The sequence below is a fragment of the Candidatus Borreliella tachyglossi genome (genome assembly GCF_003076595.1).
Classification (GTDB): Bacteria; Spirochaetota; Spirochaetia; order Borreliales; family Borreliaceae; genus Borrelia; species Borrelia tachyglossi.
Map to the genome: position 1 here is coordinate 633,479 of NZ_CP025785.1, position 18,058 is coordinate 651,536.

General features: G+C 30.2%; 12 protein-coding genes. 7 read left to right on the forward strand and 5 right to left on the reverse strand.

The features are described from left to right. The first annotated feature begins 33 nt into the window (after positions 1-33). Positions 34-753: a CPBP family intramembrane glutamic endopeptidase gene (locus tag CR532_RS03095; protein ID WP_108729355.1), complete on the forward strand. Its 720-nt coding sequence runs from the start codon at positions 34-36 to the stop codon at positions 751-753. A gap of 9 nt (positions 754-762) precedes the next feature. Next, entirely contained in the window at positions 763-2,694 is a 1,932-nt protein-coding gene (locus CR532_RS03100) for an AMP-binding protein (protein WP_108729356.1), read from the forward strand. Between the two features lie 30 nt (positions 2,695-2,724). On the opposite strand, the gene argS is transcribed toward CR532_RS03100, so the two are convergent. The 3 genes from argS to CR532_RS03115 form a co-directional block, all read right to left on the reverse strand. Beyond that, positions 2,725-4,479 carry an arginine--tRNA ligase gene (gene argS / locus CR532_RS03105; protein WP_108729357.1) on the reverse strand — a complete coding sequence of 585 codons (1,755 nt, stop codon included), beginning with the start codon at positions 4,477-4,479 and terminating at the stop codon, positions 2,725-2,727. 69 nt (positions 4,480-4,548) lie between these two features. Continuing rightward, a complete protein-coding gene (locus tag CR532_RS03110; RefSeq protein WP_108729629.1) occupies positions 4,549-5,121 on the reverse strand; it encodes a hypothetical protein in 573 nt (190 codons plus the stop codon). A gap of 22 nt (positions 5,122-5,143) precedes the next feature. Continuing rightward, positions 5,144-7,333, reverse strand: a complete 2,190-nt coding sequence (locus tag CR532_RS03115; RefSeq protein ID WP_108729358.1) for a methyl-accepting chemotaxis protein — start codon at positions 7,331-7,333, stop codon at positions 5,144-5,146. A gap of 188 nt (positions 7,334-7,521) precedes the next feature. Between CR532_RS03115 and CR532_RS03120 the strand changes: the two genes are divergently transcribed. Continuing rightward, the gene (locus CR532_RS03120) at positions 7,522-9,723 is read left to right on the forward strand and encodes a methyl-accepting chemotaxis protein (protein ID WP_108729359.1); all 2,202 of its coding nucleotides are present in this window, start codon (positions 7,522-7,524) and stop codon (positions 9,721-9,723) included. Positions 9,724-9,725: 2 nt separating this feature from the next. Here the strand turns inward: CR532_RS03120 and murB are convergent, their stop codons facing one another. Continuing rightward, positions 9,726-10,643, reverse strand: coding sequence for a UDP-N-acetylmuramate dehydrogenase (murB, locus tag CR532_RS03125; protein ID WP_108729360.1), 918 nt, complete (start codon positions 10,641-10,643; stop codon positions 9,726-9,728). 198 nt (positions 10,644-10,841) lie between these two features. Here murB and CR532_RS03130 point away from each other — a divergent pair, with 198 nt between their 5' ends. The 4 genes from CR532_RS03130 to CR532_RS03145 are packed head-to-tail and all read left to right on the forward strand — an operon-like array spanning position 10,842 to position 15,872. Next, complete coding sequence (locus CR532_RS03130; protein WP_108729630.1) at positions 10,842-12,290, forward strand: cysteine--tRNA ligase; 1,449 nt, start codon at positions 10,842-10,844, stop codon at positions 12,288-12,290. A 3-nt stretch (positions 12,291-12,293) separates the two neighbouring features. After that, the gene (locus CR532_RS03135) at positions 12,294-13,853 is read left to right on the forward strand and encodes an IPT/TIG domain-containing protein (RefSeq protein WP_108729361.1); all 1,560 of its coding nucleotides are present in this window, start codon (positions 12,294-12,296) and stop codon (positions 13,851-13,853) included. Further along, positions 13,843-15,096 carry a serine hydroxymethyltransferase gene (glyA, locus tag CR532_RS03140; RefSeq protein ID WP_108729362.1) on the forward strand — a complete coding sequence of 418 codons (1,254 nt, stop codon included), beginning with the start codon at positions 13,843-13,845 and terminating at the stop codon, positions 15,094-15,096. The genes CR532_RS03135 and glyA overlap by 11 nt, the downstream gene beginning before the upstream one ends. A gap of 26 nt (positions 15,097-15,122) precedes the next feature. Continuing rightward, the gene (locus CR532_RS03145; protein WP_108729363.1) at positions 15,123-15,872 is read left to right on the forward strand and encodes a J domain-containing protein; all 750 of its coding nucleotides are present in this window, start codon (positions 15,123-15,125) and stop codon (positions 15,870-15,872) included. A gap of 106 nt (positions 15,873-15,978) precedes the next feature. Here CR532_RS03145 and CR532_RS03150 read toward each other — a convergent pair whose 3' ends face one another. Further along, positions 15,979-17,793, reverse strand: coding sequence for an integrin-binding adhesin P66 family protein (locus CR532_RS03150; RefSeq protein WP_108729364.1), 1,815 nt, complete (start codon positions 17,791-17,793; stop codon positions 15,979-15,981). Between the last annotated feature and the right edge of the window lie 265 nt (positions 17,794-18,058).

The following is an 18,058-nucleotide window of genomic DNA, read 5'->3' on the forward strand; positions in this document are numbered from 1 at the left end:
GACAATGTTATGAATATGTATTTATAATTTATTATGAGACTATTAAATAATAAATATCCTATCAAATATGCTTTCTTAGAGCTTTTTTTATGTTATTGTGTGATTACTCTTGTAGCTCCTTTCAAGAGCATTGATGAGGATCTTTGGAATTTTAGTAAAAATCATTATGTGTATTGGTTCTATGCTACTTTTTTAATTGTTTTCATTGTATATTTTTCTAAGCTAACAAGCTCTTATGATTTCAGAGATGAGTTTTATATTCCTAAATTTCGATTAATTTTTGTTTGGAAGTCATTTTGGATCTTTATTAAGATCTTTATTTTATTTATTTTGATATTGACTATTGTTTATTCCTTTCTTTTTTATCTTTTTCCATCATTATTATCTTGGCTTGAAGCAGATGGAACTACTTCTTTTAGATGGAAGATATACAGTAAGCAAGCACTTTATTTAATGGGTATTACTGCTCTTTTTACGGGAGGAGTTGAAGAATTGTTTTATAGAGCTTTTATTATTACCAAACTTAAACAGGTGGGATTTAGTTCGTTGATTTCAGCTTTTCTTAGTAGTATCATTTTTGGTTATGGGCATCTTTATTATGGATTTATGGGATTTTTCGTTACATTGATTATTGGATTTGCTTTAGCTTATATTTATTTAATACACAAAAATGTGTATTACTCTATTTTTGTTCATAGCTTTTATAACATTACTGTTAGTATTTTGCTCTTTGTGTTAAATTATTATAGTTAAGGAGGAGTTATGCTAGATACTATACCCAAACGCTTTAATGAGGTGGCTAGACTTTATGGTGATCTTGATATTTTTATTTATAGAGAGAACGAATCTAAAGATTTTAAGAAACAGATATATTCTGAATTTTGGAATGAAGTTAAGATGATTGCGTCTGGACTTCTGCATTATGGAGTCAAGAGAGGTGAGAGAGTATCTCTTATATCTGATTCGAGAAGAGAGTGGATAATTATCGATATTGCTATTATGAGCTTGGGATGCATTGATGTGCCGAGGGGTAATGATTCTCCTGAAGATGAATTATCGTATATTATTAATCATTCTGAATCTAGCTTTATCTTTGTGGAGAATAATAAACAGCTTCAAAAAATTATTTCTAAAAAGCACGAACTTAAATTTATTAAACACATTGTTGTTATTGACGATGATAAGTTTAATGGAGAGAGGTTAGGAGATATTACAATAATTTCTTATAGAAAATTATTGAGTTTGGGAGATGAGTATTTGAAAGATAATCCTAAGGCATTTGATACTGAGCTTGAAAAGGGCACTACTAAAGATCTTGCTACTATAATATATACTTCAGGCACAACAGGATTTCCAAAGGGTGTTATGCTTCGTCATGAATCTTTTATTTTTCAAATAGATAGGATTTATGATTACTTGCCTTTACTGAAACCAGGGAAAATAATGATATCTATTCTTCCTCTTTGGCATTCATTTGAGAGGGCTTGTGAGTATATAGTTGCTCTTAAGGGAATGTCAATTGCTTATTCAAAGCCTATTGGGCCTATTTTGCTTAAAGATTTTGCAGCTTTAAATCCTTATACAATTATTTCTGTCCCGAGAATTTGGGAGGGGATAAGGATTGGCATTATTAAAAGGGTATCGGAATCTCTTTTGAAGAGAGTTTTATTTAACGTTTTCCTCAAGGTGGGAATTCTTTATATAAAGCTTAAGGAGAAATTTTTAGGTCTTGTTCCTGTTTATAAGAAATCGAATTTATTAGTTTTATTTGTTATGAAATTAATATATCTTTCTGGATTAATTTTGATTTTTCCTTTTAAATTTTTAGGAGATATTTTAGTTTTCAGAAAGATAAGAAAGGCATTTGGAAAAAGATATGAGTTTGGTGTTTCTGGTGGGGGGGCTTTGGTAGACTATGTTGATTATTTTTTTAAAGCCTTGGGGATTAAGGTTCTTGAAGGATATGGCCTTACAGAGACAGGTCCTGTTTTAAGTGTACGATGCCTTAGGCATCCTATTGCAAGAACTGTTGGACCTCTTCTTCCAGATATTGAGTATAGAGTAGTTGATAGTAATGGCAGTGATTTACTTCCTGGTGAGAAGGGTGAACTTTGGATAAAATCACCTCAGGTTATGAGTGGTTATTTTAAAGATGAGGAGATGACAAATGAGGCTTTAACACAAGATGGATGGCTTAAAACAGGTGATTTGGTTCGCGCAACAATTAATCATGAAATTTCAATTGTTGGTAGAAGTAAAGATACAATTGTGCTAAGAGGTGGAGAAAACATTGAACCGGAACCTATTGAGAGAGCTTTATCTAAATCTTTACTTATTGAGAATATTATGATTGTGGGTCAGGATCAAAAATTTTTAGGAGCTGTTATTGTGCCCAATTTTGAAACTCTTGAAAAGTGGTCGAGTTCTAATGGAATAAGCTTTTCTTCTTACGATGAGTTATTATCTAATAATGCTGTTAATAAACTATATTCTAAATGTATTTCGGATATAATTAATTCTAAATCTGGTTTTAAGACTTTTGAAAGAATAGTTGGATTTACTTTATTAAAGGATGCTTTTGTTATTGGAGAAGAACTTACTAATACGCTTAAGCTTAAAAGGTACTATATATTTAAAAAATATCATAAAAAGATAATATCAATATTTAATAAGGATGACTTTGAATTATTGTGATGCAGACTTGTAAAATTAAACGTTACAAGTTTACATCTTTGTTATGTAGGGAATGTTGAGTAAATGCATACAGTTTTTTATTGTTTGCAGAACTATTTTTGATAAACTTATTCTTGAATTTGTGAGTTCGGGGTTGTTTATGTCTATTATTTTTGCTTCTTGGTAGTATGTGCTGAAGCTTTTTGCGAGTGAGTAAGTATAATTAGCTATTAATGAAGGATTTAGATCTTTTGATGCCTTAATAATATGCTCTTCAAATTCAGAAATAATTTTAATTATTTCCCATTCTTTTTCGTGTTCTAAAAGATCTAAATTAATATTTTCTTTAGACAAATTTAATTCATCGTATTTTTCAAGTATACTATTGATTCTTGCTCCTACATATTGAATGTAGGGACCCGAATTTCCAACAAAAGATAAACTATCTTCTTTATTAAATAAAATATCTTTATGTATGGCTGTCTTTAGTAGATAGTAGTGAATAGCTCCTAGCGAGATGTCTAGGGCAGTTTTTTTAATATCTTTTTTATTTGACTGTCTCTTTTTAATCTCTAGTGCAGTTGATGCGGCTAGCTCATGGATGAGAGTATCTGCATCAACTACAGTTCCCTCTCTTGATTTCATTTTGCCTTCAGGTAAGCTTACCATTCCATATGATAAATGTTTGAGGTTATTTTCTTTCGTAATGCCTAATTTATCTGCAACAAAAAATAAAGTTTTAAAGTGATGAATTTGCTCACTTCCAACGACATAAATCATCTCATCAAAATTAAATTCTTCTTTTCTAGTTACTATATTTCCTAAATCTTGAGTAAGATAAATAGATGTACCATTGGCTCTCAAGAGTACTTTCTCTTTAATTTTGATTTCTTTTCCGTCGTTTTCTTCTCTAGGAATGCTTATACATATTGCATTATCTTCTCTTCTATAACATAAATCTTTCTCTAATCCTTTAAGTACAACTTCTCGTCCGATCTCAAATATTTCGCTTTCAAGATAAATTTTATCGAATGTAGTATTTGTAAGATTATACGTTTCCATAATTCCCTCAATAGCCCATTTATTTAATTTCTTCCAGAGTTGCACTGTATCCGTATCGCCGCCTTCCCACTTGTAGAGCAAGTTTTGTATCTCGGCTTCTGCCGACTCATTGTCTTTAGCATATTCGTTATATTTTACATAGAAATCACCAATCAAATGATCTCCCTTTTTTAAGGAGAGTTCGGGGGTAGTATTATTTCCAAATTTTTTGTAAGCAAGCATGGATTTGCAAATATGTACGCCTCTGTCATTTATTAGGTTTATTTTTGTTATCTGACCACCAGAAGCTTTAAGTATTCTTGATAGACTCTCGCCAATAATATCATTTCTAAGATGTCCTACATGCAATGGTTTATTTGTATTGGGTGCGGAGAATTCTATTACTATTTTTTTGCTTTCTAGGAAATTATTTGTACCATATTTTTCCTTTTCTCTATTGACTTTGTGGATTGTATCTTTAATGTATTCTTTTCTATTGAGTTTAATGTTTAAATAAGGACCCATTGGTTTCATGTCATATTGTTCCCCAAGTTGTTTAATGATCTCTTCAGTAATTACAGATGTGCTAAGGTCTAAGATTTTACTAAATTGAAATATTAATATTGATAAATCTCCAAGCTCACTTTTTGGAGGTTTTTGAATTATTATAGGTACTTTATCTAATTTAACATTTTTACTTAAGGCAAGGCTTCTTATTATGTGGGTAACTTTATCTTCTAAATCCTTTTTTATTTTGCTAATCATTATTGATCCCCTTTAATATTTGTTGATGCATTAATAAATAGGATATTAACGCATTAACAAATAAGAGAATTAAGGATTTCTTAATGCATTGATCAATAAGAATATTAATGATGCTACTAAGAAAACATTTGAGCTATAATGCGGCATTTTGGTTATCCCGAATTCTTTAATGATTGATAATTTTGTACTGAAAAGTTGCAAGCTTCCAGTATTTAATATTTCTCTAAAGAGTGACGTTGTTGAGCTTAATGATATAAATGTGATTAATGGTAATTTGGAATATTGTAATATTTTTAAAGGGTCTTTTAGATTTTTAAAAGGTTCATTTTTATGAAATGATACTATTATAACTGTTAAAATAGGAATTGAAAATCTTAGATTGCCATAAAGAACAGGAGTTACATGGTACATAAACAGGTAAGTTAAGCTAACAAAAATACCTATCATTATCAAGTAGATTCCTAATATTTGATTTCTTATTTCTATTTGATTGATGATTATTGCTGGCAATAAGATACAAAATGAGATCCAAATTGATATTATAGTGCCTTCTAAAAATGTTTTTGTATAGGCAAAAATTGGAAAAAGCATTAAAGAGGTTTTTAAATATTGTTCTGTAATATAAAATGTTTTCTTTTGCATAAGCTTTACCTCTAAACGGGTTTTATTTTGTTTTAAATTGATTTGTGTCTTTGTTAATCTCTGTAATATGATTTGAGTTTGTTGTTCCAAAAGTTTTGATTGTCTCGATTGTTCCTATTAGTTTTTTGATTTCTTCTTTTAGACTCTTCATTGAATTTGAAACTGTGATATTAATTTCTTCTAGAACAGAAACTGTATTAATTATTTCTTTATTTCCTCTAAACATTTCATTTGAACCAATTTTTACCTCATATGTTATTTCTCTCATTGTATTTAAAGACTTTAAGATCTCTTGACTACCGATTGACTGTTCTTGCATAGTATGATTTATTTCTTCTATGACTTGAACTACGAGGTTTATTGAATCAAATATCTGATTGAAAGCTTTATTTGTGAGTTCGGATGTTTTTACTGTTTTATTGATTGAATCCATTATTTCATTTATTGATGTCGCAACTGATTCTGACTGTGAAGTAACTTGCTCTGCAAGGTCTTTGATCTCTTCTGCAACTATTGCAAATCCCTTACCAGCTTCCCCAGCATGAGATGCCTCAATGGCCGCATTCATTGATAGTAAGTTGGTTTGACTAGCAATTGATGATATTAGAGCATTGGCTTCTTGAAGTCTTGTTGAATTTTTGTAAATATCTTTAATTTGCATAATAACTTCTTCTTGCTTTTTTCGACCATCATCAGAGAATATTTTAAGTTCCTCTGTGCTTTTTGCAGCTTTTTGTGTTATCTCTGTGACTGATTGTATGCTTCCTATCATCTCTTCAATAGCTGATGATGACTCTTCAACGCTTGCAGCTTGAGTTTCAATTGAGTTGTCAAGTGATGCAATATTTTTAGATAAACTTTCGATTGTGTTTGTTGTATTTGAAATAAACTCGACTTGCTTTTCTACTTCTCCCTGTGTTTTTTCTATGTAATTGTTTGAATTTGTTATTGTATCATAAGCGTTATTTATTTCATTAAATAGCAAATCGCCATTATCCTTTAATAATTTTACTCTATCTTGTAGTGAGTTTATTACCTTCTTTAAGTTTTCAATGAAATGTCCGAAATGATTTATTGTGTCACTGATTGAGTCTTTCCCCGTTGATTCAATCTTAATTGTTAAATCGCCCTCTTTGACTTTTGGGATAATCTCATTTAGCTTGACTATTTTTGACACTACTAAATTCTTGATTGTAAATATCATTATTAATATAAATATCACTACAAGTACTGATATTATTGATATTGACATCAATTTAATCTTGTCTAGCTCATTTGAGAATATATTATCATAGTTAATTTGTATGGCTAAGTACCAAGATGAAGTTGTAAGTCTTACCAAAGAGAGCATGTTATTATTGTAGTTAATATTATAATTACTGGTTCTTTTAGATATTGCATTCAGCAATTGAGTTGTTATTTTGGGATTGTTTTCGAATAAGTTATTTATAGATAATTTTGTAGGCTCAAGTGTTTCTTCATCTTGTTCACCAAAAACATCGCCCAGGTTGTTGATAGTATATATCTTGAAGTAGTGAGAACTTTTGTGGTGATTCCCTTTTTCTAATAAAGACCTTTCTATAAGCATAAATATATTTTTTCTCAAGTGTCTTATATGTTCTAGTATGTCTACATATAAGATAATATACTCATTATGATTTGTGGCTCCTTGTTCTGAGTTTATGTTTTTATTATACAAATCGTTTTGGCTTGTTTTGTAAATCTTATAAATCATTGGTATGTAAGCCCTATTGTTTATTTTTGTTAAATTTTTATGTAACCTAAGTATTTGAGTTGTATTTGTATTACCTTCTCTTAAATCTTTCAAGGTTATGCGGGTGTTGATTCTCTTCTCATCACTTGAATATAATATTTCGCCACTTTTATTTATATATTCTATTATTTTTATGTAGTTTGGGAATAAGCTTAACTTATTGTTAGATATTATGTACTTCAAGCTTTGACTGCTTTGTGTCTTGGTATGCCCAATAAGATCATTAATAATTTCCAGCATCTCTCTTGTATCATCAGCGAAACTTTTTATCATAATGTTATTGACGAATTTTGTAAAATTTTTAAGCTCTTTTGTTATTATTCTTCTGTATCCATAGTTTAATAGTAAAAAAGTAGTCGTAACAATAACTATTGTGTATATAAGAATGACAGCATTAAATTTATAAAAAAGAGTGAAACTGGAATTTTTTCTTTTCACTTAAGTCCTCACAAAACTTTTTACAAAATAATATAATCAACTAGTATTATATATGTTTTATTATATAATTATATACATATATCTAAATAATAAAATAATTATTCGGATATGTGTTTAATTATGTAAATATAATGTTTTATAACAGCTTGAAGTTTTGTTTTTGTAGGTTTAATTTTGGAGAACTTTCTATGCATGATGATTCAGTAAATGTGAAATTAAAAAATATGAGATTTTTTATTTATTTCATGCTTTTTGGTTTTGTTTGCTTTAGTTTGTTGTTTATAGGCCAAGCATATTTAAGCTATAAAAATGGATATTTGGAACGTGTTAGGTCTGATTTTAGGATATTTTCAAGTAATGTTACTTTTCAGTTTAAGAACAAATATGATTATGCTATTCACATCCTTAATAATTTTATTAAGGATGATGAAGTTTTGAGTGTTTTGAAGGATGCTTCGGGTAGTTTTATTTCAAGTATTGACTTGAAATCTATGTATGATTTGAAAGTCAGTAGTGATTTGTTTTTAAATTCGAAAGAATTTAGTAAGGTAAGCAAAATTTTTAAGTATATACCTTTTAAAGAGGATTCTTTGGAGGGAATTTTTTATATTCCTATTGGACAAAATGTTTTGATTGCAAGTAGAGACTTTTCATTCTTGGATATAAATAATATTATTGAGCATCCAATTTATTTTATTCCTGCAAAGACTAATGTTGCTTATTATTCAAGTTATCAGAAAGTAAGGAATAATTTTTACACTGTTGTAAGTGTTCCGGTTGTTAAGAATGGTTCTGAGGTATTGGGTGTAATCTGTTTGGTAGTTTGTTTTGAGGATTTGCTGAACAATATCGCAAGTCAATTTAATTCTGGTCTTAAATCTAGCAATACAAACTATGAATTTTTTGTGGTTGACAGAGAGTTTAAGCCTTTGTTTTTAGGTATTAATGAAATAGGTGCTGATAATTTTTCAGAAGGGTATGAGCGCAGTGCTGTAAGTAGATCTTTGGGATATGTTAAGACAGATCCTAATATTTTTGAGCATATTTTTCAACATGGGAATTCTTCGTATTTATTAAATACGATCCAGATTGATGGGAATGTGGTTCAAGGTTTTATATGGAATATGAGCTCTGCCACTCTTGGATTTCAATCAAATTCGGTATTATTTTTGGGATTTTTGTTACTTTCTTTGTTTATTATATTTTATCTTTGCAAGAGCCTAATTTTGCCTGTTATGGAAGATTTTAGGATTATGTTTCAGCATAAGAAGGCAAAAGATGACATTTTAAATATTGACCCTCCTTTAGAAGTTAAATACACATCTTTGATTTTCTCTTATATTGCTTCTGAATTTAATAGCTTTTCTTCAAAAACGATTGATGCTATCAATAGAATTAAAAGTTATTCACATAAGTTAGGTAAATATTTAGATGAGATAAGCATATCTGAAACAGAAATAGACAAGGTGGGTACTAGTCTTTCTATTTATGAGAGAATAGGGGATACTTTTTCTAAAATTGAAAAATCAATTCTTAATATTTTGAAAGATTTTGAATCAATATCTGAGCCAATTAGTGATCATAATAAAAATATAGCAGATATTGCTACTAGATTTGAAGATAATGCCACTGCTTTTTATGGCATAGATAAGAATTTAGAGATCTTCAATAAAGTTGTTGCAGCAAATTCTACAAATATTGATAGTGTTAAAAGTAGAGTTTTTGAATTAAATTCTATTTTTGAAGGTGTTAATAAGAATTTTTCTGAACTTTTATCTCAGACGAATAATCTTCAAAGTGCAAATAAGCTTTTAGTGTTAATATCAGCTCAAACGAATATGCTTGCGATGAATGCAGCCATTGAGGCTGCCAAAGCTGGTGATGCTGGTAAAAGTTTTGCTGTTGTTGCAGAGGAAATTAGGAAGCTTGCTATAAATTCTGGTAAATATTCAACAACTATTAAGGATGAACTTAAAACGGTTAATAATATTATTTCGGTTATAAGTTCAGAAATTGATACTATTTATAAGAATTTTATGGATATCCAGGATAATGTTAATAATAATTCTGTGCAGCATGAGCGGATAAATATTACGATTAACAAACATATTAAGGAAATTAAATCCTTTGAGGGTAAGTATTTATCTCATGATATTAAGATTAAAGATACTAAGAATATGTATAAGGAAATATTTAATAATTACCTTTTTGTGAACGGAAAGTTCAATAATTTAAATAATGATTTGAATGAATTTGAAGTTTCTAAGATGAGTTTAGATGCATTAGGGCCTTTGCGTGAGCATATGGATTTAGTTAGGGGAGCTAGAGAAAAAATCACTAAGATGAAAGATATTGTTGAGGGTATTGATAAGGAACTTCAGGGGATGTAGTTTTAAGTTTTGGTTTTAAAGCCAATATAGAGGATTTCTTCCTCAAGTGAAAAGCTGGTTTTTATTTGTACCTCAGTTTTTACTTTGTCAATTAGAGCTTTAATATCTTTAGCGCTGGCGTTTTTATGGTTTATAATAAAGTTTCCATGGTATTGTGATACTGATGCGTCTCCAATTTTTAGTCCTTTTAAGTTACATTCTTCAATTATTTGTCCGGTAGGTTTTAAAAAATTTTTATTATTTTTAAATGTACTTCCGCTGCTTGGAAAGAGATAATGACCTCTATCTATTCTGTTTTGTTTGGTTTGTTTCATAATTTTTTCAATATGCGTTTTATTCCCCTTTGCTAGATTTAATGTGACTTTTAGTATGAAAAGGTTTTTATTTTGAAATGGGGACATTTTATATGAAAATTCACTTTTATCAAATTTTTTGCAAATAAGCTTACCATTTTCATCTATAAAAATAACCAGATCTAATATTTCAGAAATTTCATTTCCAAAACACCTAGCATTCATCCAAACTGCGCCCCCAAGTGTCCCAGGAATTCCATATATAAATTCTAATCCTCTTAATTCATTTTCCAGTGCAAAATTACATAAATCTTCAAAATTAGTTCCGCATTCAGCAGTAATTTTATTACCTTGGAGTTCAATTTTATTTAAGTATCCAGTGTATATTATGGGAAAATCAATTTCTCCTTCATCGTTTATTAATAGATTGGATCCACCACCTAGAATGAATATTTTAACCTTTTCTTCTATTGCTGTTTTAAATAGATGCTCGGCATCTTTGATGGTTTTGGGTGCGAAAAATAGTTTAGAAATGCCCCCTATTTTATAGGTTGTGTAGTTTGCAAGATTTTCTGTTATAGGATTAGCATTGATTTTACTTAAGAAGTTATTTATGTTTATTAGCATATCTGCTTAATTTTATATTAGACAATTACTTTTTTCAAACTTGAAGTAAAAATTTTGGGAATTATTTGGTTAAATAAATTTTAGAAATTATAACGATTGTATTGTTAATAAATTTGTCAAATTATTTTAAATATAATAAACTTGTAAGTAGGTTAGGTGGAGATTGTATTAGCCAGAAAATTAATTTTCACAGGGTTTATGATTCTTAAATTATATAATACAAAGACAAGGGATTTATCTGAGGTAGAAAACTCTAACTGCATTAAAGTCTATGCTTGTGGTCCTACTGTTTATAATTATGCACATATAGGTAATCTTAGGACTTATATTTTTGAAGATTTGCTTATTAAGTCTTTAAGATTACTAGGATACAAGGTTAATTATGCGATGAATATTACTGACATAGGTCACCTGACAGGTGATCTTGATGAAGGAGAGGATAAGGTAGTTAAGGCTGCGAGAGAAAGAGGACTTACGGTTTATGAGATTAGTAGATTTTTTGCAGAAGCTTTTTTTTGTGATTGTGAAAAGTTGAATATAATACGTCCTGATAATGTTCTTGTTGCAAGCGAATATATTGATAACATGATAGAAGTGGTCAAAGTTCTTGAACAGAATAATTACACTTATTTTGCTAATGGTAATGTTTATTTTGATACCTCTCGTTTTAAAAATTATGGTCAGATGGCATGCATTAATCCAAATAATTCTAATTATGTTTCTGTTTCTAGAGTGGAAGTAGATATATCAAAAAAGAATAAGTCAGACTTTGTTTTGTGGTTTACGAATTCAAAATTTAAAAATCAGGAAATGAAATGGGATTCACCTTGGGGATTTGGTTATCCAAGTTGGCATTTAGAGTGTGCTGCCATGAATTTAGATTGCTTCAATGATGCTCTCGATATTCATTTAGGAGGTGTTGATCATATCGGTGTTCATCACATAAATGAAATAGCCATAGTTGAATGTTACTTAAATAAAAAGTGGTGTAACATATTTGTGCATGGCGAATTTTTAATTATGGAAGATGAAAAGATGTCAAAATCAACCAATAATTTTATTACCATTCAGGACTTAGAGGATGATGGATTTTCACCTTTAGATTTTAGATATTTCTGTTTAACGGCACATTATAGAACTCAACTTAAATTTACATTGAGTAATCTTAGAGCTTGCAGGTTAGCTAGGGAAAATATGCTAGGTAAGTTAACATCTCTTTATACTATGTTAAGTCAAGTTGATATAGCATTGCTTAATAAGGGGGATTATCACGATATGGGAGCTTCTCTAGAGAGTAGATATTATAATGATTTTTTAGAAAAAGTGGCTTTTGATTTAAATATTCCACAAGTATTGGCATTACTCTGGGATATTTTGAAAGATGATAACTTAGAAACGCTTTGCAAGCTTACACTTACGTTTAAGATTGATGAGGTTTTATCTCTTAGTTTAAGAGAAGAAGTGTTAAAAAAGCTCAAGAGAGATAAGGTACACCTTGATAGCTCCATGAATGCTTTATTGGAAGAGAGACGACTTGCAAAGCTAAGAAAAAACTTTAAACGTGCTGATGAGATTAGAGATTATTTTATTTCTAAGGGATTTGTATTAATTGACACGCAAGAGGGGACTAAGGTTAGAAGAGGTTAGTTTTTGGCAAGGGTTTTTAAGAGTAAATATTTTGTTTTAAGCTTGGTTTTTTTAATTTTACTAGGGTTATTTATTTTTTCTGGATTCTTATTTTATTTAAAACCTGTAATTTATGAAATATCGCCAATTCCTGCTTCGCATGAAAATATAATTGTGATTAGAGGACATAATTTAGGTACTAAGGTTGGAGATATTAATATTAATGATCACTATTTAACTAAGAGTAGCATTGTGAGTTGGAGTGATGAGGAAGTAGTATTCAAAATTACAGATGAAATACATTCGGGTTTGATTTTTATACGGAGTGAAAAAGGAATTAGTAATGAACTTTTTCTTGTTATTAGTAGGCAAGTTCCAATTAAACTTAAGAGAGTGAATGAACCTTTTATTTTTGCTGTTCAGGGGCTAAGGTTAACGACAAACATTCCTGTTATACTGAGAGGCAGAAATTTGACAACAGCTGCTGCTGATGTTCAGATATTTATTCGAACAAAGGAAGAACTTTACAAAGTTCTTCCTCAAGATGTATTAAGATTGAGTGGCGAGGAGATAGAGTTCATTCCGCCAAAGACTCTGCGCCTTAAGGGTGAGATTTTTTTATTGGTTGATGGAATTGAAAGTAATAAGATATTTTTTAACTTTGAACCGAATTTTTTTAAGTGGACTTTGGGTAGAGTTAAAAATTTTAAGATATCTCATGAAATTTATTTTGTGCAAGATACCAAGAGAGATTCTAGTTTGAAGCTGCATGATATTAATTTTAATGTTTTTTATTTAAGTCCAATTGAAAATGCAAGGCAGAAAATTAAGTTTTCAGAGAATAATGGTATTGGATTAGATTTAAATAATTTATTTTTTAAAAGCCTAAAAGGGGATAAACATCATTTTAAATTTGAAGTTGAGACTTATAATCTAGATTTAGAAATTTTTGATAGAAAAGCTTTAGAGAATATTAAGGTGAATACAGATAAGGATATGCATGAATTTAAGGCATATGTTTTAAATAAAAAAAATAAATATTCGTCTTATGAGTCACTTGATTTAAATCCAGTGACTCTGATTATAGGTAAAATAGATAGTGGGTCAGTTTATGAATTAGCTAAGTCTATTATTGATGCTTTAATTTTGTATTTCAGAATTACCGATAATGATTTAAATTTGGCTGAGTCTATTAAAGTGAGAGAAATTTCGGCCGATAATCTAATAACTCTTACAAATTTGATATTTTTGCAAAAAAATATACCGTTACGAACTGCAGTTGGATTTTATTTTGATTCTGAGTCTGCTACCCTTAAAAAGCATACTTGGTGTGAATTCTTTTTAGATAATATTGGGTTTATTTATTTTGATATAATAAATGCGGTATTATTTAAGGATAGTTCTAGTTATTTTTTAAATATGTCAGAGAATTATATTCATTATGGATACAAGGAAGATTTTGATGATCATTTAATATCTAGTGAATACTTAGACTTGGCACTATTGAAATATAAAAGCTTAAGCAATGACAATTATTCTCTGAATTATAGGTTTTCTTTGGAGGAAAATATTAATGATAGATAGGGTTGTGTTTGATTTAATTAAAAGGGAAACTAAGAGGGAGAGAGAGAACATTGAATTGATTGCTTCAGAGAATTTTGTATCGTTGGATGTAAGACAGGCTGTTGGAAGTATTTTAACTAACAAATATGCCGAAGGCTATCCTTCTAAGAGATATTATGGTGGGTGTTTTGTTGTTGATGAGATTGAAAGTTTGGCAATGGTACGAGCAAAAGAACTTTTTAGTGCAAGTTATGCTAATGTGCAGCCTCATAGTGGATCTCAGGCTAATATGGCTGCGATAATGGCACTTATTAAGCCTAAAGATAGAGTCCTTGGAATGGAATTGTCTCATGGTGGGCATTTAACTCATGGTAGTAAGGTCAATTTTTCTGGAATTTATTTTGATGCGTATTCTTATGGAGTGTCAAAGGATTCTGAGATTATTGATTACGATGAGGTTAAGCGAATAGCTAAAGAGTGTAGGCCTAACTTAATAATAGCCGGTGCTTCTTCTTATTCAAGAGAAATTGATTTTAAGAAATTTCGCGAGATAGCTGATGAAGTTTCTGCGTATCTTTTGTGTGATATTGCGCATACGGCAGGTCTTATTGCTACAGGCTTCCATAACTCTCCTATTGATGTTGCACATCTGACTACAAGCACCACACATAAGACTTTAAGGGGACCCAGGGGGGGATTAATTCTATCAGGAACAGAAGCTAAGAGCATTATTAATTACAATAATAAGGAGCGAACACTAGAGAATGCAATTAATTCTTGCGTTTTCCCAGGAACTCAAGGGGGACCTTTAATGCATGTTATTGCTGGTAAGGCGGTAGCTTTTGGAGAAGCTTTGAAAGAGGACTTTAAAGATTATATTGCTAGAGTAATAGATAATACCAAAGCCATGGCTGAATATTTTGACTCAGAGGGTTTTAGGATAGTCAGCGGTGGAACTGATAATCATTTATTTTTGGTTGATCTTGGCGTTTTGGGTATTACGGGGGCTGATGCTGAAAAGATTCTTGAGGGTGTAAATATTACGCTTAATAAAAATGTGATCCCTTTTGATACAAGAAATCCTTCTTTAGCTTCTGGTATTCGAATTGGAGCTGCTGCTATTACTTCCAGAGGGCTAAATAGAGATGATTCTCTTAGGGTGGCTTATTTTATTGTTAGAGCTTTAAAAACTAAATCGGAGGATGTGCTTAGAGCTATAAAGCGAGAAGTCATAGAATTTATTAGTAGTTTTAATATGCCTTAATTTTAATTAATAGGTTACCTGTTTCGATGTCTAATTTGTTTCGGATTTTATTTTTATTGTTGTTACTTGTTTTGATTTTCAATCCCTTTACTTTGGGCATACTGTTCATGTTTATTATTTTTTTTATAATCTCCAGTCTTTTGGGGGGTTTTAGGGTATATACAACAAGAGGTTATTCTTATTCTAAGTCAAGGGAATTTGAATTTTATAAGCTGTCTTTTTTATTAATGGCTAAGTTGATTTCTATTTTGGGATCAATGACAGGTGAACAATTAAACTATATTAACTTTATTATTAATTCTTTAAATTTGTCTGAAAGACATAAGACAGAGCTTTATAATATATTTCATTTCTATATTACTAAGAACAGAAATGCAGACAAAATATTGTATACACTAAAACTTGGATACTTTCAGCATAAAGATCTTTTTGTGTGGCTTGTTTCAGCTCTAAAAGAGATTAATAAGCTAGCTAGGTATAAGAATGCAGAAGGAGATAGATTTATTCTTTATGTTAGTTCTTTTCTTGAGCTTGATTTTGAGAATTATGATACTTACAAAAACATTAATATAGAGATTGTGAATCCTTATGCGGTATTGGGTTTAAAGCACAGCTCCAGTGATGATGACATAAAGAAAACTTATAAAAAACTGGTTATGCAATGTCATCCGGATAGATTTGCAAATGAACCTATTAAGCAAAGAGAAGCGAATGAAAAATTTATTAAGATTCGAAATGCTTATGAGAAGATCTGTAAGGATAGGAATTTAAAATAATCAACATAAGGCTTACATCTGAATAGCTAAGATTATTGATATAAATGTATGAATTTATATCTTGTATAAAGAATAAATTTCTATTCTTTATACAAGTTTATTTTATTTAATTGAAAGCGATTTTAAATTTGAGGAATACACTTCCCATTTTGTCTTTTTTTGCCAAGATATCATTTGAATCCCATCCAAGTGAGACTGTTGTGGCCTTTATTAAATTGTCCAGCTCAAGTCCCGCTTTTAGGTATATATTACTATCACCTTTAAGTGAACTTAGGACGTGGGTTCCTACATACGGAGTTATATACGCCTTTGGTGATATAGATTCTACAGGTACTGCGTAATCGAGGTATAAAGCACCACCAAGTTTAGTAGCTTCTACAAATGAAGGTGATGCGATACCCCCAGCATCATCAGATTGTGCAAGAATAGTTATTATATCCTCTGCCTTAGGCTTCTTTTTTAATAAATCGTAAACTCCCATTGAAGCTATCCAACCAAGGCCAGGTAGGATTCCTTTTTTATTGTCTTCATAAGTTGAAATCTCAACATTTAAAGTTTTAAATGCGTTTTGAGCGATATCTTTTACTAATTTTTTTGAAGACTTAGGCTGATATAAATTTTGTCCATAATTAATTCCAAGTCCAATTCCAGATTTTTTATCTTGTTCTCCGAATACTCTTGTATTAAAAGAATCTTTTCCTTTAATTGACCATGATTCTTTTTCTCCCTCATCTTTATTCCAAGCTAAACCTATATTAGCCCCTACAGAGAATGCAGTGTTAAAGGATTTTTTTTGGTCGAAGGCAAGTTTATTTACTTTTTCGTGGAATACATCTTTATCTTTTGGATCGTCAGGATTAGTCTTGAAGGTATTTGCCTTTCTAGAGATGTGTCCAAATGTAGAAAAATCACTGGCAAATAAATCGAATCCAACGTCAGCTCCTGTTTGCAAAACAAGATAGGTATTCTTGTCGTTGATTTTTGAAAGCCCCATCTTATATATAAATCCAAGAGAGGTCATAATAGATGTATTTGATAAAGTGGGAATGAAAAGATCTGACCCAGCAAGGGATTTATCCTTAAGTCCATACGTTATTGACGAGTCATTAAATACCTTGTTACCAACCGCTCCAGAGATTCCAAAGTTTAATTCAAATGGAGACTCTGCCATGACAGCAGTGGTGTCTTTTTCCAACACATTTTTTATTGGCTTCCATTTTGCCTGTATCCCGTAAAGCATACCCCTGTAAACATCATTGTAAGGCGTATCTTCTTTTTTCTTTTTATCGTCATCTGATTCACTACCGGTTATTTTATCATTTCGATTACCTGTTCCTGTAGCTCCAATTGCAAGCACAAGTTCTAACTGAGGTAGCGTGTATCCAAACTGTAGTGTACCTATTTTTTTTGCTGTACCTCTTGCAAGAATTGTTTTACTAGTAGCTCTGTCATTGCTAGGGAAACCATAGTATTTACTTTTGATGGAAGTCATTGGGGCGAAGCTAAATAAAGACTCTTGATTAAAATCAAAATCAGTCATTGAATCCATTTTGATGTAAAAATCATACATATTGATTTTTGCTGTAATATTCCCTACATCAAGCTTAAATGTAGCATCCTTCTTTCCTTTAACTTTTAAACCCAAATCTTCTACTTTAATGTAAGCTGAGAAAGGATCATTCTTGCCCAATTCTGCATTTTTTTCAGATGGTAAAAATTTGATGCCTATTTGGGTTTTATTTTCCAAACCAGGAACGAGTTCATCCATGTCGAATCTAAACTCACTGCTGTTTTCGAATTCAAATTTAGGACTCCATGGATTTAATTTAAACGCATCTTTTTCCGTGTCTGTCTCATCTGCAAAAGCCGAGACGGAAAAGATTAATAACAGTATAAAAATATAAGGTATTTGGTTACGCATATTATGCTCCTTGAATGTAAAATTTAGATATATTATATATATTAAATTTTTTAAATAATATGTTTTTTAAATAATAGTGAACTATTATTTAAAAATAAAAGTTCGAATATTTTCATAATTCATAATATTAAGTATTAAATAAAAATTCAAGCATTTTTATAGGTTATGTTGATTATTTTCCAATTTATAGGTTATGTTGATTATTTTCCAATAAGACTTCCACAAGCTTTTGTTAGTCTTATTGGTTTAAATTTTTAATTTTTTC

Coding starts and splice junctions, on each gene's coding strand:
- CR532_RS03095 (WP_108729355.1), top strand. CDS start 34: ATGAGACTATTAAATAATAAATATCCTATCAAATATGCTTTCTTAGAG.
- CR532_RS03100 (WP_108729356.1), top strand. CDS start 763: ATGCTAGATACTATACCCAAACGCTTTAATGAGGTGGCTAGACTTTAT.
- argS (WP_108729357.1), bottom strand. CDS start 4,479: ATGATTAGCAAAATAAAAAAGGATTTAGAAGATAAAGTTACCCACATA.
- CR532_RS03110 (WP_108729629.1), bottom strand. CDS start 5,121: ATGCAAAAGAAAACATTTTATATTACAGAACAATATTTAAAAACCTCT.
- CR532_RS03120 (WP_108729359.1), top strand. CDS start 7,522: ATGCATGATGATTCAGTAAATGTGAAATTAAAAAATATGAGATTTTTT.
- murB (WP_108729360.1), bottom strand. CDS start 10,643: ATGCTAATAAACATAAATAACTTCTTAAGTAAAATCAATGCTAATCCT.
- CR532_RS03130 (WP_108729630.1), top strand. CDS start 10,842: ATGATTCTTAAATTATATAATACAAAGACAAGGGATTTATCTGAGGTA.
- glyA (WP_108729362.1), top strand. CDS start 13,843: ATGATAGATAGGGTTGTGTTTGATTTAATTAAAAGGGAAACTAAGAGG.
- CR532_RS03145 (WP_108729363.1), top strand. CDS start 15,123: ATGTCTAATTTGTTTCGGATTTTATTTTTATTGTTGTTACTTGTTTTG.
- CR532_RS03150 (WP_108729364.1), bottom strand. CDS start 17,793: ATGCGTAACCAAATACCTTATATTTTTATACTGTTATTAATCTTTTCC.